This is a genomic window from Spirochaetales bacterium, from assembly GCA_016930085.1.
In the GTDB taxonomy this organism is placed as follows: domain Bacteria; phylum Spirochaetota; class Spirochaetia; order SZUA-6; family JAFGRV01; genus JAFGHO01.
In genome coordinates, this window is record JAFGHO010000020.1 from 1 (window position 1) to 15,713 (window position 15,713).

11 protein-coding genes and 2 tRNA genes are annotated in these 15,713 nt (G+C 49.0%); 5 read left to right on the top strand and 8 right to left on the bottom strand.

The genetic code is table 11. The annotated features are described in order from the left end of the window. Window positions 1–111 precede the first annotated feature (111 nt). Window positions 112–185 (top strand) — tRNA-Pro (locus tag JW881_03575). Between the two features lie 33 nt (window positions 186–218). Continuing rightward, window positions 219–292, top strand: a tRNA-Arg gene (locus JW881_03580). A 3-nt stretch (window positions 293–295) separates the two neighbouring features. On the opposite strand, the gene JW881_03585 is transcribed toward JW881_03580, so the two are convergent. From JW881_03585 to JW881_03600, 4 genes are all read right to left on the bottom strand, one after another. Next, window positions 296–1,405 (bottom strand): DUF362 domain-containing protein, encoded by a 1,110-nt coding sequence (locus tag JW881_03585; protein ID MBN1696575.1) that lies wholly within the window; start codon window positions 1,403–1,405, stop codon window positions 296–298. Between the two features lie 264 nt (window positions 1,406–1,669). Continuing rightward, window positions 1,670–3,037 carry a hypothetical protein gene (locus tag JW881_03590; GenBank protein ID MBN1696576.1) on the bottom strand — a complete coding sequence of 456 codons (1,368 nt, stop codon included), beginning with the start codon at window positions 3,035–3,037 and terminating at the stop codon, window positions 1,670–1,672. A 75-nt stretch (window positions 3,038–3,112) separates the two neighbouring features. Further along, window positions 3,113–3,862 carry an outer membrane lipoprotein-sorting protein gene (locus JW881_03595; protein ID MBN1696577.1) on the bottom strand — a complete coding sequence of 250 codons (750 nt, stop codon included), beginning with the start codon at window positions 3,860–3,862 and terminating at the stop codon, window positions 3,113–3,115. Between the two features lie 17 nt (window positions 3,863–3,879). Further along, entirely contained in the window at window positions 3,880–6,678 is a 2,799-nt protein-coding gene (locus tag JW881_03600) for an MMPL family transporter (GenBank protein ID MBN1696578.1), read from the bottom strand. A gap of 225 nt (window positions 6,679–6,903) precedes the next feature. Here JW881_03600 and JW881_03605 point away from each other — a divergent pair, with 225 nt between their 5' ends. Continuing rightward, the gene (locus JW881_03605; protein ID MBN1696579.1) at window positions 6,904–8,286 is read left to right on the top strand and encodes a hypothetical protein; all 1,383 of its coding nucleotides are present in this window, start codon (window positions 6,904–6,906) and stop codon (window positions 8,284–8,286) included. A 1-nt stretch (window position 8,287) separates the two neighbouring features. Here JW881_03605 and JW881_03610 read toward each other — a convergent pair whose 3' ends face one another. The 4 genes from JW881_03610 to JW881_03625 are packed head-to-tail and all read right to left on the bottom strand — an operon-like array spanning window position 8,288 to window position 12,805. Further along, window positions 8,288–9,583 (bottom strand): TolC family protein, encoded by a 1,296-nt coding sequence (locus JW881_03610; protein ID MBN1696580.1) that lies wholly within the window; start codon window positions 9,581–9,583, stop codon window positions 8,288–8,290. Continuing rightward, on the bottom strand, window positions 9,583–10,947 hold the full coding sequence (locus tag JW881_03615; GenBank protein ID MBN1696581.1) for an ABC transporter permease: 1,365 nt from the start codon (window positions 10,945–10,947) through the stop codon (window positions 9,583–9,585). The genes JW881_03610 and JW881_03615 overlap by 1 nt, the downstream gene beginning before the upstream one ends. Continuing rightward, a complete protein-coding gene (locus JW881_03620) occupies window positions 10,944–11,621 on the bottom strand; it encodes an ABC transporter ATP-binding protein (GenBank protein ID MBN1696582.1) in 678 nt (225 codons plus the stop codon). Before JW881_03620 ends, JW881_03615 begins: the two co-directional genes overlap by 4 nt. Further along, window positions 11,621–12,805: an efflux RND transporter periplasmic adaptor subunit gene (locus tag JW881_03625; GenBank protein MBN1696583.1), complete on the bottom strand. Its 1,185-nt coding sequence runs from the start codon at window positions 12,803–12,805 to the stop codon at window positions 11,621–11,623. The genes JW881_03620 and JW881_03625 overlap by 1 nt, the downstream gene beginning before the upstream one ends. 271 nt (window positions 12,806–13,076) lie before the next feature. On the opposite strand from JW881_03625, the gene JW881_03630 reads away from it, so the two are divergent. Both JW881_03630 and JW881_03635 read left to right on the top strand, forming a co-directional pair. Then, a complete protein-coding gene (locus JW881_03630; GenBank protein ID MBN1696584.1) occupies window positions 13,077–13,760 on the top strand; it encodes an MBL fold metallo-hydrolase in 684 nt (227 codons plus the stop codon). Window positions 13,761–13,948: 188 nt separating this feature from the next. Next, window positions 13,949–15,448 (top strand): cellulase family glycosylhydrolase, encoded by a 1,500-nt coding sequence (locus JW881_03635; GenBank protein ID MBN1696585.1) that lies wholly within the window; start codon window positions 13,949–13,951, stop codon window positions 15,446–15,448. Window positions 15,449–15,713 lie beyond the last annotated feature (265 nt).

A 15,713-nucleotide genomic window follows, 5' to 3' on the forward strand; every position in this document is an offset into this window, starting at 1 on the left:
GACGCAGTACTTGACGCAGTACTTGACGCAGTACTTGACGCAGTACTTGACGCAGTACTTGACGCAGTACTTGACGCAGGATCAAAAAAAGTGTACATATAGACATGTTTTCGGGATGTGGCCTAGGTGGCTAAGGCGCATGGTTTGGGACCATGAGATCGCAGGTTCAAGTCCTGCCATCCCGATCGTGCTGTCTGTCATATCATGAACAAATATCTGCGTCCATAGCTCAGCTGGATAGAGCAACGGCCTTCTAAGCCGTGGGTCGCACGTTCGAGTCGTGCTGGACGCGTCATCATTTTCTTAAAGCGCCTTTTGCCCCGTACTCACGAAAAAGCTTTCCCCATTCGGATTCCCGCCGCCAGTGTTTATAGACGGCCCTTTTACTTGTCGGCCAATGCATGATATCGTGATAGAAAAACGAATAAAAGTTGCCGAGGTATAAAACGGGCGGTCTGGTAAGAAAATCCTTCAGGAACCGGGTCGGCCCGAACCAGGTGATCCACGCTGCAAACTGATGGAAACATCTGCCCACATGAAAATGCCAGTTTTCCCGTGCCGCGTCCTGATCCCCGACCAATTCTATTTCCGAGGGGTCGCCTTTTCCCAGTCCCGAATCATGGGCAAGGCGGATGTATTTGATGTTCATTGGGTTGAAACCCATCAGTTTCGCGGCCGCCGCATCGATGGCGACCTGGTCTTCGCTCGCGAGGATGACGTTTTTTTGAACCGGCTTCATGATCCGGGGGCCGGTTCCGTTTCCCGCAGTGGTACCGTCCATAAGGGCGAAAATTCCCGGATGTATTTCCCTTGATATGGAAAGAAGATCGACGAGCGTTTCATGAATATAGTAATGGGTTTGATGGCGCTTGTGATTGAGAAGACCGCCGAAGGCATTTTTCATCGCCCCGGTCGTCGTGGTATAGATATGGCATTTTGCCGTGGGCAGGTGAACGATATTTTTCCCTATGAAATAATCGGGGATTCTGATTCTCGAACCATAGACGTTATTGAGTGCGTGCATCTTTGCCTTGGGTTTGTAGACGATCCATTTCATGTCTTTCCCCTTGAAATTATAGAGAACGTCGACATTGTGCGCCCTGAATACCTCCGAATATTTGTTGAGCCGTTCACCCTTGTACGCGTCGGTAACCTCCGTCTTGTTCTGTACGCAGCACAGATCACTGAACCCGTGTTTCTTCAATGCGAGGATCGAACCTTCGAGCTGCCATGGGGTGGTGTTCGCGGACGGGAATGGGTAGTGCCAGCTGATATTGTCCTTGAGGATCGTCGTCACTCCTTTTTTAAGGCTTTTTGGACCGTCCGCGAGTTCGAAAAGCCGTATATAATCATCGAGTACCGTTCGGGGATTCGTTCTTAAAATTGCTACCTTTGATTTTGCCATCATTTACTCCATTTATATATAATAATCGATGATTAATTAGTACTAAAAAAGGGGGGATAAAGCAAGAGGATTTTTTTTACTTTCGCCAGGGGTGCGGCGGTCTTTTTATCCGATACGGAAGACTGAAGCGCAGAGAAAAGAAAAGGAGAATAGCGTGCGGCTTTCTCCTTTTTATATTCATATTGTATCGTCCAATCGACGAATAAAAGCCGGCCGGAACCGGCTTTCGTAAGGATACCTCGGGTCCGGCCCGTCTTTTCCGCGTTAAAAACTGAGTTTTGCCCGTAGATAAAAGCCGGGTTGGATCAGATCGATATCGATCGGGACTCCATAATCGACTGTATACTCCCCGTTGAATTCGCTTCCGTCCGGCCCGAAGAAAATCATGCCGCCGCATTCGACCTGAAAGTTGCCGTACATATCGTATGCGAACGACGGGACGATCGCCAGACTTCCGTCGTTCAGGTTGACGAATCCCGCAGTCGAAATACTGTAGTAATCGAGGAAGGTCTTTTCGAGAAAGAAGAAGAGATAATCCTCCGCCTGGAGGACCTGTTCGCCGGAAAGGATTTTAGTCGCGTCATAATCGTCCTTGTCGGCGGTCCCCGATCCCTGGTGGTAGTATTCGCATCGCGCATCGACGTCAATAACGGGAATGGTATAATCGAAGCCGCACGCGACCTCGATAAGGTCCTCGAAATCATAACCTTCGAAGTCGAATTCGCGGTCCGGGTTTTGCGGAAGCAGAAAGGCGGCTTCCCCATACACGCCGAAATCCCAGACCGCACCGGCAAAATCCGCGCCGATGTAATAAGATCTCCGGTATTCCTCAATGAGGGGCGGCGGTAACGGATTGGGGAGGGCAATCACTTCCTTTATCCAGCCGGCCGAAAGATCGAACGCCCCGATGATTCCCTTGATCTTGATGCCGTAGGGAAGATTATCCCAATCCGCGTCGCCTGTCACCGCATTCAGTTTGTGTGTCTTGTCCTGAAAAGCGACGTATCCCTGGATCGCGAGCCGGTCGGTAATGGAAACTCCCGGGGAGATGCCGTACGTGCCCGGGGTTTCCTCGGACACCGTATCCATAAACGGCGAAAGGCTCGTTTTTTGTGTGGGATTGAACGCGTAGCCGGTTCCCCAGGCGATCGGCATTTTACCGAACCGTATGTCGCATTGCCGGAAACTCACCGTGCCGTAGAAGTGATCGACGGTGAGTGATTGGACAAAGTCGTCGAGGGGAAAATTCTCCTGGGGTACCAATGGCGGAAGCCCGGCGGATTCGAAAAAAACCATCGGGTTCTGGTTCCCGAACTGCGCTATGTAGGAGAGTTCTGCGTGGAAGGAGAGGTGTTCGCCCGGATTCCAGTCCCCCTTGAGTCGAAGATAGACGGTGTCGCCGAAATCGGCGTTATCGAACCGGTCCCCGTTCATATTGATATTCACGTTGAGAAGGTTTACCAGATACCCGTACAGTCCGAATTTTTCTTCCGTGATTTCGTCGGAAACATCGTTTGGGATATCAAAATCCTCAGGGAGGGAAAAAAGATCTTCATTATCGTCGTTCTGTGCGGCGAGGGGTAGTGAGTATACGAAACAGATCGCCGCAATCGCTATTATCAGTTTTTTCATGACAGCCTCCTTGAAAAAGTGTCACCTGATGACGGTAAGCCGTACGGCTTACCGTCATCAGGCATCCCGTCCCGGTTATTTGTAAAACCTGTTCGGGTTGAAGTATTTGTCGTCGATCGGAACATCGTATTCGGCCGCGTTGGTGATGATGACGGTCATGCTTTCCTTGACGAGGTTCGCCATGATCATCTGCGTCGGCATAAGCCGGTCCCCGACCTTTTTTACTTCCTTCATGATAAGGTCCTTGTAGTGCCCGTCTTCTTCCGTGTAGTATTCGACCTTTTGAATCAGGTAGTCTTTTTTCCCCACATGGATGACGACCATCGAATATACGGAATCTTTGTCTTTCGGTATTCCCCGGATTACCCATTTATCGTTGTAACTTGCTGTAACGGCAAGGCCGTATTTTTCCTCGAATTTACCGCCGCCCATGTCTTCGTATGAGAAATCGCCGCCCACGCCTTTGACCGATTCCCCCTTTGATTTGGCCGCGATCTTTCGAACGCGTCCCGTCGAGGGGAAATAGACCCACTGGTCGCCGCCCTTTGAAAGAATACTCAGTCCTTTGATCGTTTTCGGTGTGAGGAAAACCATATAGGAATCCTCGTCCCCTTTGCTGTAGGAAAGCACTTTCATGGAACGGTACGTCTCCTTGTCGTGAACATCGGGGTAGATCAGCATGGTGAGTTCCGTTTTGCTCGAATCCGCATTATGCATCTCTTCCATTTTCCTGATGATCGCGAGTGCGTCCTCTTCCCCGTAAAAAAGTACCGGCTGAATAAAAAAAAGTATCACACCGATTATTGTTGTTTTGATCTGTTTCATGATCAACCTCCTTCTTTTCATGTTTTCGTGTTTTTCGCCGTTACGGCGGGCCGTGCCGGACCCCTGCCTGAGGGATGTTTCGTCTTTATGAACGAAAGCAGGGCCGGAAGAATGATAAGGGTCGTGAGCAGACAGGCGGTAATCCCGAAAAAGAGAATCGACCCCATAGTACTTATGGACGGAAAGTTGCCGATGAGTCCGAGTGAACCGAACCCGATCATGGTGGTAAGCGCCGAAAGCAGTACCCCTTTTCCCGTATAACGGTAGGTGGTCTCGATGTCCTCCTCCATCATGTAGCGGTGTGCGATATGAATTCCGAAATCGATTCCCATCCCGATGATAAGCGGTATAACAAGAACATTCACCATGTTCAGTTTGAAGCCGAAGAGGGGGTACATGCCGAGCATCCATATCATCCCGACAACAAGGGGAATGCTCGCGAATATCGTGTATTTCAGATTTCTGAAGGTGAGAACGAGGAAGAGGAGCACCGCGAGAAAGATGAAGAGCATCGCTTTTGGGGTCGCTTCATTGAACTCCTTCATCCACTCGATGGAGATCTGCACGGTACCGGTGATCTTCGGCGATATCCTTGCCATCCTGTCATTGAATCGCTCCATATTTTTGAGGTTCTCGAACAATTTCTGGCCGGGATAGATGGTAATGAGGTTCTTTGTCCCGCTTTTATCGAAAAAGCCCTTTTTGTATTCTTCGGGCAAGGCGTTAAGGATGTCTTGCTGTGTCGTGTCTGCGGGAATATCGGCCATTTCGGAGACAAGTGAGTCCATTGCTTCGGCAAAAAAGCCGTCTATCGCCGTGAGCCGTTCGGCTGCCTTTGTTTTGTCTTCCCTCAACAGTGCAATAAGTTTCTGAAAGACCTCGTCCCCCGGTTCGCCCACTTCGGCGCCGAGGATTTCCCTGATCATCCTGTCTCGCTTTTTCACGATTTTGTTCTCTTCTCCAAGTCCCGCTACCGAGAGTTGGCCGATTTCGATGACGTTATCCTCGAGTCTGTCAAGCTGTTCGATAAAAGCGTCGACTGTGTCCGACGTGAAGGTGAAATCGGTATAACGCTTCCCCATGTTCCGTATCTCCCGGACCGCGGCAAGCCGTTCTTCGAGTTCGTCGGCCGGGGGAATAAGCTGCGAGATGGAACTCACCTCCGCAACGAGTTTTTCGTCCTCGAGTTTTTCCGTCAACTCGCGAGCCTCTTCGATACTCTCCGCGATATACATTGACGCGAACGGATTGATATCGTACTTGTCGATGATCTTTCTGTACTGGACGATCGATTGCATATCCTGCGGCTCCAGTTTCAGAATGTCGTATTCGTATTCGTTGAGGAAGACGGCTGAAAGGACGAATCCGGCGGTGAGGATGAGACTGACGGCAAGGGCGGTCCATCTGTGTTTGAAGATCGATTTTCCGATCGATCCGAGAAAGTCGAAATCGATCTTGGGGATTTTCGTTTTTTCGAATTCCTTTTTCTTCCCGAACCAGAGGAGCAGTGAGGGGAGGATAAAGATCATCGCGATGAGGCACATGATAATGCCGATTCCCATGACGATACCGAACTGCGCAAAGGCCTTTGTCCCCGTTGCGGCAAGAACGAAGAACCCGATCGCCGTGGTCAGCGCGGCAAGGATAATGCCGAGACCCGCTTTTCTGAATGTACTGGTGATCGCGTCCTTCGAGTCGAGACCATCGGCCCGGTAGGTATTGAAGTTGGCAATGATCTGGATGCCGTAGTCGACGCCGAGTCCGATAAGAAGAACGGACATCATGCTGGTGAGGATGTTGACGACACCGATGGTGACTCCCAGCACCCCGAAACTGAATATTATCCCGATAACCAGGGAGATGACGACAAAGAGAATCGCGCGAATCTGTTTGAACGAAAAGATGAAAAGCACGAGAATGAGAAGGAGCGCCACGTAAGCGGGAACGGTCATGTCCATACTCAAGGCATCCTGTTCGTCCCCCTGGACCGCGATATCACCGGTATAACCGACCGCGAGTCCCGGGAAATCCATTTGAACCGTTTTCCTTATCGCCTTTATTTCACTCATCATCTCTTTTATCTTCTCGATCTCGATGGCATTGAAATCCGGAGAAATGGTGAACATAAGCATAGTATTGTCGTAGTTGAATCCGTACTCGTCGCCATAGAGAAAGCTTTCCGCCAGTATATTCCCTTCTCGCTCGAGCGTATCGTCGTTTCCGGCGGGCTCCGATATGTATTCCCTCAACAGGGTAAAGAATGTCTGGAGTTGGTTCAGCATGCCCACAGCCTCGTTCTCCTGCTTCCTTGTGTCGATTTCCTCCTCCGCCTCTTCTCCGGTATATGTTTCTTCAAAGGAATCGTTTAATGAGGTGATAAAAGGAAGCAGGTTGAGTTCCCTGAATGAGTCCTCCGTTTTTTCGAGATCCTCCGCTTTCTGGAGGAGAAGGCCCCACTCGCGGATGAATGACCTGTCCATTTTGAGATTGATGCTTCTGATGTTTTTCATCAGGCTTTCACTGTTTCTCACTTCTGAAGCGAATCGTTCGGCCGCCGTCGCCATGGCGGCCTTGTCCGTTCCCTCGAAGGTGATCATGATCATGGAACCACCGGAAAAGAGTTCGTCGAGCTCCGTATACATTTTAATTTTCGGATTGTTTTCCGGCATCATGTCCTTCAATTCGGTTTTGAGTTCGAGGTTCATTGCGGCCAGGATTGAAAGTACGATAAGTGCCCCCGCGATAAACGGGATGATTTTATGGTATTTGACAACAATATTGCCAAGAAAACCCATAATGCGTTCTTCTGCTTTCATAGATACCTCCTTGTCTTTTTACGTCGACACCAACATCGCCTGGTATTTAAGATTTTTTTCACAGGCAATTGTTTTCGACAAATTGTCCTATTGTATTAGTACAATAAAAATATAATACATTAGTACAATTGTGTCAAACATTTTTTTTAAAAAATGATGATTTTCATACAGGATATGATACAATAAAATGGAATTTACGTTTGTAGCAGGTAAAGGAGAATGTATATGAAAATGAAAACGTTTTTTATCTTTTCTGTTTTCACCATGATTATGCTTCAATCTGCCGCTGCGGACGGCGGATTTTTCATCGAATTGATCGAACAAGGAGAGGCAAGCAGGCCTATAACAGAACACGCCCAACGTGCTTTTCTCTATTATGATGAATCGAATGGACTCGAGAGACTTGTGGTCGAAGCGAAAACGGAGTGGATACGGGGAAGCTTTGCCTGGTTCATCCCGATTCCATATGTCCCTTCTGATTTCAGTCAATATATATACGATCATGTCGATGAGGTTCTCGGCGGTGGAACGGAGTTCGACCGCCTGAACGATTTCTCCGCCCCCGTTCTCACATTGAAGACATACAGAAGAGAATATTCCGGGGGTATGAGTTATACTGTTTTCAGTTGTTTTGTTTCATCCGCATCCATGGATGCGGATGGCCGTGTTTCGGATTCGGAGACAGAGGAAACGGGGATCGATGATATACTCTGGTCGGAGAAGGTGACGGAAAACCTCTCTTTTTATCTGGTTTCCGGAACGGTTGATCAGATATCCGGATGGTTTCCGGATCATTCCTTCGGCTTTCTGCCCGATGAATACAGGGATGTGTTCGGTCATTACGAACGAGAGGACGGCTTCAGTATTCTCCTGATCACGGGCCGTGAAAACACCGGGTCGGCTTTCCATAGCGGCGTCAGTGTCACCTTCCCTGCCGAAGAAGCTTTTTTTCCAATGAAGGTTTCCGGTCCCGGGTCGGGCGAAACACTCGATCTTCTTCTTTATATCTGTTCCGATATACCTATTGAACCCGCAGGCGAGGTCAGGGATTACCGGGCGGAAATGTTCTTTAATGCCGGGGAAGTTTTCCTCCTTGACCGGGATACGCCGTGGATGGATGAGTGGGAAGTGCAAAATAGAATAACTTTCGGGAGGCCGTACTGGTCAGGTGATGCGATGCACGATGAAGCCTTTATGGCAGTGTGTGATGGAATACTCGCCGAAATCGGTCTTTCGACGGACGGGTCGCTTCCCTCCGATACTTTCTGGCGGCAGCGTCGCGTTCATTTGACGGGGAATGATTGTCCATTTATTGCCGATCTTGCAGCGCCGGGAAACGAACTCACTCTCTCCCGTTTCCGGAAAAGCTATTACGGAAGATTATCGGAGCATTATCCTCCGGACGGACCGGATGATATCGCCTTTGTCCGTGCCCAACCGGATGAGTTCATGGGAGAGATACGTATCCATGCCCTCATTGATGACGGGTACAGCAGGGCCGCGCATTCAGACCCACCCGATATTGGTTTTATCATCCCTTTTTTGTTTCCGTTATGGCTAAAAGGCTGCCAGTTCATGAAAAGAAGACGACAAAAAAGACGTTTCTGACTCAAGTTTCCGTGGTATCGATTTCCAGAAACAGAAAGGTTTCTCCCAATAAAAGCCCTATTCGCGCCCTGAGAAGAATGATGTCGAGGCCGAAAAATTTCGATTCCTTCTCCTTCTCCAGATACCTGTCCCGCGTTTCATAGAGATCGAGTACCGGGATGAGGCCGAGGTTGAAGCTTTCCTGCTTTTTATCATATTCCTTTTGAGCGCTGGCGACCCTTTTTTTCGAGATATTGAGCAGGTCGACGCTTCTGTTGTGCAGATCGACGATTTCGGCAAGATCATCTGTAACGTTTGTCCTGGCCGATTCAAGTTCGATAAGGGCTTTTTGAATGGCCAGCTCGCTTTTTTCGGCATTGATGCGCAGCCGGTTCTGGGAAAATAGATGAAAGGTCGCGGTAAAACTCAACGAGGTGTCGAGTTTCGGTTCACGGCCCACCCACCGCTCGATTGTCGAATTATAGTCATAGCGGTCATAGGTGAGTGAAAGTCCAAGGTTGAGTGAGGGAAGCCACCTGTTCCGCTCTGCAAGGACTTTTTTCATTTTAAGGATCGCGAGCTCTTTTTCCCCCGTCTTGATTGAGAGCGATGACACCTCACCGGATAACGGCGCCTTTTCTTCAATATCTTCGAAACCGATATAGGCAAAGCGTTTTTCAGGTTCTTCCACCGCGCCGAGTTCACGGTCTCCAAGTTTTTTCCGGAGAGAGGAGAGGGCGATATCATAGTCGAGTCTGCTTTTCCTGCTAACATAAATGCTGTTGTCGTAATCCGCTTCCGCGTTCAGCAACTCGATATCGGAAATACTCCCCTGTCTGTTTTTGGAAAGCGCATACTCGTAGTTGAGTTTCGAAGCGGTTTCCGAAGTCTCCGCCAGCGTGAGAGCGAACTGTTTTTTGAGTACATCGACATACAGTTCGAGTGTTTCATAGAGAAGCTGTTGGGAGAGCAATTCGTATTCGAGAAGCATTCGTTCGTATTCCATCCGCTGTATCCGGTTTTCAAACACCTTTACGTCCGATAGGTTGAGGTAAGAGGAAAGCTCGACGGCATGATTGTGTGAAAAATCATCCGTAAAGGGCCGGGTGATTCCTCCCGTGTATGAAAGCTGGAGATCGGGGAGATAGGTAAATGGCTGGTTGCGAACCTCGAGTCGCATGGCAATGAGATCGAGTTGTTTTGTTTTCAGTTCTTTCGAATTTTCAAGCAGGATACCGGGAATATCGGAGATCGATAGTCCCTGACAAGGGCCGCAGATACATAAAAGAAAGCATGAAATGTATAAATATTTTACCATTATTCATACCTCAGCGCGGTAATGGGGTGAAGCCGTGAGGCTTTTATGGCGGGATAAATACCGAATATTATGCCGATAAAGCACGAAAAGAGAAGGGCAAGCATGATCGATCCGACGGAGATCGACGCGGCAAGACCGGAAAGCAGTGAAAGCAGTGACGCCGATAAAAACGAGAGGAGTATACCGGCAAATCCTCCGCACAAAGCCAGGATAACGGTTTCGATAATGAACTGGATGAATATGTCGAGATCGCTCGCGCCGACGCTTTTCCGGACGCCGATCTCCCGTATCCGCTGTGAGATCGAAGCGAGAATCACGTTCATGATACCGATACCGCCGACAATCAGGGCGATTGCCGCGATACTGCCCAGCACAATATTGAAAAGACCGATCTGTTTATTCATCATCTCGTAATTTTCGGCCGCCGTGTTTATTTCGAAATCCTCGACACCCCTGCTTTCCTTCAGCGTTTTACTCATCAGCTCGACCTTTTCCGTGAGATTATCCGGACTTTTTAATAGGATATTGACCTGATCGATCGTATTTTCTCCCCGGTACAGTATCTGTATGATCGAAAACGGAACGCAGATAATGTAGTTCTTGAACCAGAGGACATTCCCCTGTCCGTATTTCCTCCAGAACCCGCGTCTTCCCGAGGAATCCGTTTCCGGCTCCTTTTTGATTGCGTATTGCGGAATATTTGTTTTCGGTTTTTCCTCAGCCTTTTTCACCGGTCTCAACGGGTCGGTCATCTGATAGTGCTTGAAAATCCCGACAACAGTGAGGGGAACACCTTCGACGTCGATCCGCTGACCGACGGGATCTTCGTATTCGGAAAATAACTCGCCCCGGATTACCGTGCCGATGACGCAGACCCGTGCAAGCGACCAGTCGTCGAATTGCGTCAGTTCGCGTCCGCTTTCGATTTCATATTGTTCGGCCTTCATGAATGCGGGGGTAATACCGATGATACGGTTGACATGAAGTGCCCGGTCCGCCCGCTTCACCAGCGCCCATTCCCTGACCAGCGGGGAGATAACATCGATGATATCGGAGTGGTTTTTAAAGAGGACCTCCACATCCTCGAAGGTGATGCCGGTCCGTTTGGCGCCAAAAGTGAGGTTTCCCGTACCCGCTGTCTCTTCACCGGAATACGAAAGACGGATATTGTTCAACCCTCCCCACTGGTTCATGATCTCGATCGTACTTATTTTCGCCCCTTCGACGATACTCGCCATGGTGATGAGGGAGGCGACCCCCAGAGTAATACCGAGCATGGTAAGCAACGAGCGTGTTTTGTTATGAAAAATCTCTTTTATTCCCGTAAGGATGGATTCGAGGACCGTGAGGAGGAGTGTTTTCATGACCGTTCATCCCCCCTTATTCTCCCGTCGACAATCATCACCTGACGCTCCGCCCTTTCGGAAACGGCGATGTCGTGCGTGACCAAGATGATAGTACGACAATTGTCGATGAGTCTGCGGAAAATACCGATTATTTCCCCGCCCGTGACAGTATCGAGGTTGCCGGTTGGTTCATCGGCCAGAATTATAGCGGGTTCGTTCACCAGCGCGCGGGCGATCGCCACACGCTGTTTTTCTCCGCCCGAAAGTTCGTTCGGCCTGTGCTTTATCCTGTCAGAAAGACCCACCTGTTCGATTGCCGCGTGCACCCTCCTCTTTCTTTCGCTTCTGTTCAGCCCGGAGTAAATGAGGGGAAGTTCCACGTTATGGTAAACATTGTAGCGGGGCAGGAGGTTGAAGTTTTGAAATATGAACCCTATCTTTTTGTTTCGTATGTATGAGAGTTTTCTTTTTCCTTCGCCGAAAATATCGATTCCGTCGAGAAAATAGCTTCCCTCCGTCGGGACATCGAGACAGCCTATGATGTTCATGAGGGTCGATTTGCCGCTTCCCGACGGTCCCACGATTGCGATAAACGACCCGGCTTCGATATCCAGACTGATACCGGTCAGCGCCCTTACCTCGATACGGCCGATAAAATATGACTTTGATACGTTTGCGCACCGGATAAGCATCAAAACTCTTTTCTCATATTGTATGCGGGGATGGTGCCACCGTTCTTGCCGAGCAGTTGATAGGGAATATCGCTGTATATTTTGTCTCCTTCGCTCAGTCCCTCCGTGATTTCCACATGCCGGCTGTCATTGATCCCCCGTTTAACGAACCGTTTGTTGATGCCGTTTCCCTCCGCGGGAACGATCACGTATTCCCTGTTGTCTTCGATAAAAAGTGCGGTGACCGGGATTGCGAGCACGTTTTTCCTCGCGTTGATCGCTATACGGACGACCGCGCTCATGCCGGGGCGTAATTTCGTGTCCTGTTCGGAAAGCATGATTTCCGTGGAAAATACCTTTATTCCTTTTTCGTCGATCGCGTACGGCGATATTTTTGTCACCGTTCCGGTATAGGCGCCCTGCGGATTGGCGGCGATGAGGATGTCCGCCGTGTTGCCCGTATCGATTTTGTAAATATCGACCTCATTGATCGAAACTCGTATGACGAGTCTGCGCAGATCGGCGATCGTAAACAGAAGTGTTCCGCTTCTGGACGATGATTCGCCGCTAATCAGTTCTCCCTCTTCGACATCCCTTATGAGGACGATCCCGGCCAGGGGGGAGAGAATGGATAACCTTTCAACGGTAATGCTTGAATGGGAGCCGATTTCGCTCTTAAAGAGAGTGTATTCTTCATAACTCGCATTGTATTCCATTTCCGCAAGCGAAAGCGCGTCCTCGGTATTCTGAAATTCGCTTCTTGAAATAAAACCCTTTTCGTACAATTGTTTCTTTTGTTCGTATTCGGCCTTCATGTTGGTCATCGCGATTTCTTTTTCCTTGAGGTTGTTCACGAGTGAGGTAATGATTCTCGCCTGTTCGAGATCCGGTTCTATTTTTGCGATAACGTCGTTTTTCTCGACATAATCGCCTTCATCGACAAGTATTTCGGCCACCCTTCCGCTGATTCGTGATTTGACTTCCGCACTCGTTTCCGGTGCGATCTCTCCGTTTTCTTCGAGTATCTGCGTAATATCCGCGCGGTAAACACTGATAACGGGCGGGGTGTCCGGCTTTTTCCGATCGCCGCTATTTGGATTCTTCCCCGGATTCGACGAACCGCCGCATGAATAAAGCAGCAGGAAAACAGTGAGGATGAAAGTGCTTCGTATGATCATAGTCATTAAAAGTCTATTTGTTTTCACGAGCATACCTTACTTCCATACTACAGGAAATACCATGTTGAATCAATCATGAGATACCGCATATAATGAATATTCTCCCGGAGGTATTGTAAAAAGAAACAATGGGGAAACGAAAAGGTAACAGATTTCTTTTTCACCGTGAGATTGACTCGGGATTGCCATTCACGCGATACTATCGGGTATGAGGCGATTGTCCGGTTATTGATCACGGGGTATTCGCCCGGCAAGTACGAGCCGCTTCCGGTAAAACATATGAAAAGAGGAGGAGGAGATGATCAGGATAAAAGATAATGTCTTTCAGGTAGAGAAACTCAAAAGCGGGCAGGTGTATGTCCTCGTCGATAACGGCTCTGTCATTCTCATTGATTCGGGATTCATCGGCGATATGGCCGTTATCGAACGGCAGCTGGATGAAATGAACATAAAAATGAAACGGATTTCGACTATTATCCTCACCCATTGTCATATCGACCATACGGCCAACCTCAATGCAATAAAAAGGGCCTCAAATGCACGAATCATTGCGCATAAGGATGAGAGACAATATCTTGAAAATAAAAAGAAAATGGAATACAGTCGGTTGTATAAAAAGCTATTGTGGTCGTTCCTGCATCTTCTCATGAAAACGGAAACGATCGTTATCGACAGGGAAGTCGCCGGCGGGGATATTATCGATGTATACGGCGGACTCGAGGTGATACACACACCCGGTCACACGCCGGGGAGTATCGCGTTGTATCAAAAGAAAGAAAAGATACTTTTTTCAGGTGATTGCCTGCTTAATGAAAAGGGATTACGGATAGCACGCGGCATATATAACCAGGATGATCATGAATTGTATGAATCGGTAAAAAAACTCAAGGCTTTTGACATTCAGATCATTTGTCCCGGCCATGGAAAAGCGATAACGGAAGACGGGAATCAAAGAATAAATGATGCCGTCCTGAGTTACTGAGATACGGTGATTTTTTATACCGCGCAAGCGGTACGGGAAACCGCTTGAATTTTAAAAAAGCTTGCATTTTCTACGATAATATGATACCATAAGGCCGCATTATAAAAAAGGGTGTATAGCGCAACGCAACTAAACCGGTTTAGTTGCGGGCGGGAATTAAGAAAATTTGAATGTAAATGGAGGGAGTGATGAAAAAAAATAAAAGCCGGATAATTTTCATTTGTCTTTTCTTATTTATTTTTTTCTGTACCGGATTACAGGCCTATGTGGGATTTCGCGTGAACAATGGATGGCTGTATGATGGAAACGGGAATCAATTTGTCATGTACGGCATCAGCCATGCCCACTGCTGGTATACGGACAGGACGAGCGCGTTGGCGGATATTAAACGGGCCGGTGCCAATACCGTCCGCGTGGTCCTGAGTGCGGGGCAGCACGGCGAGGGATGGCCCAAAAGTGAAGCCGCCGATGTTCAGAATATCATCAGCATATGTAAATCGAACAGGCTCGTCGCCATGCTTGAATGTCACGATACGACCGGTTACGGTGAGAAATCGGGTGCGGTTTCGCTCGCGACCGCCGTCAGTTACTGGAGGGAAATTAAAAGTGTTCTCGACGGCGAGGAGGATTATGTTCTCATCAATATCGGTAACGAGCCCTACGGAAACACCAATGCATCGGCCTGGGTAAACGATACCAGGAACGCCATCCAGTCGATGCGAAGCGCCGGATTCGACCATACCCTGGTCGTCGACGCCCCGAACTGGGGTCAGGATTGGGAGCATATCATGCGGGACAACGCCCAATCCATTTACAATGCCGACTCGACGGGAAACACAATGTTATCCATTCATATGTACGGCGTATACAAGAAGGACGATACGATCAACAGTTACATAAAGACGATCAAGGATCAGGGATTGCCCCTGATCATCGGTGAGTTCGGGTGGGATCATTCGGACGGCGACCCGGACGAGGATTCGATCATGTACCGGGCCGTCGAATACAATATCGGGTATATCGGCTGGTCGTGGTGCGGCAATGGCGGGGGCGTCGAGTACCTCGATATGGTCAACAACTGGAATGCCTCGAGTCTTTCCAGCTGGGGGGATCGTATTGTCAATGGCGCCAATGGCCTGAAATCGAAGGCGGTCGAATGCTCGATATTCGGGGGCGGTTATCAACCGCCGTCGACGCAACCAGACCCGACACAGCCGCCGCCGAGCGCGGGTAGTTGCGTGAATATCCCCGTCTGGAACGCGAATGACGTCTACGATCAGACCGGAACGAGGGTCCAGTACAACGGCCGGGTATATCAAAACAACTGGTATTCAAAAGGAGAGAACCCGGAAGAATATTCCAATGACAATCAAGTCTGGACATTTATCGGTGTCTGTGACGACGGCGGAACCACCAACCCGCCCGCAGAGACTCCACCACCGAGCAATCCGCCCACGAATCCCCCGGCACAGACACAGGTTCCGTCATCCGTAACCGGTGATGTGAACGGGGACGGGACGATCAACATCGTCGATGCCCTGATGGTCGCCCAGTTTTATGTGGGATTGTCGCCGGATAATTTTATTCAGTCCCGTGCGGATTCAAATTGCGACGGGTCGATCAATATCGTCGATGCGTTGCTTATCGCACAGTACTATGTGGGTCTGGTAAACGGATTCGACTGCTGACTCATATCGGAACAGGAATTTCCTTTCTTTTATGGGAATCATTGAAGAGTCCGGGTGAATCGTTCCGGACTCTTTTTTTAGTGCGCCCGGCATCCCTTCAGCATAGTTTGATATATCGTTATTTCCGGGACACCTGAGATAGTCGTGTACTTCGGTACCGCTTTGCTCTATGGATAATTCAACCCTTTCCGTACCGTCACGTAAACAATAAGGATTGAAACAGATACATTATTCTTTTATCATGGTAACATCATACCGGAGATGC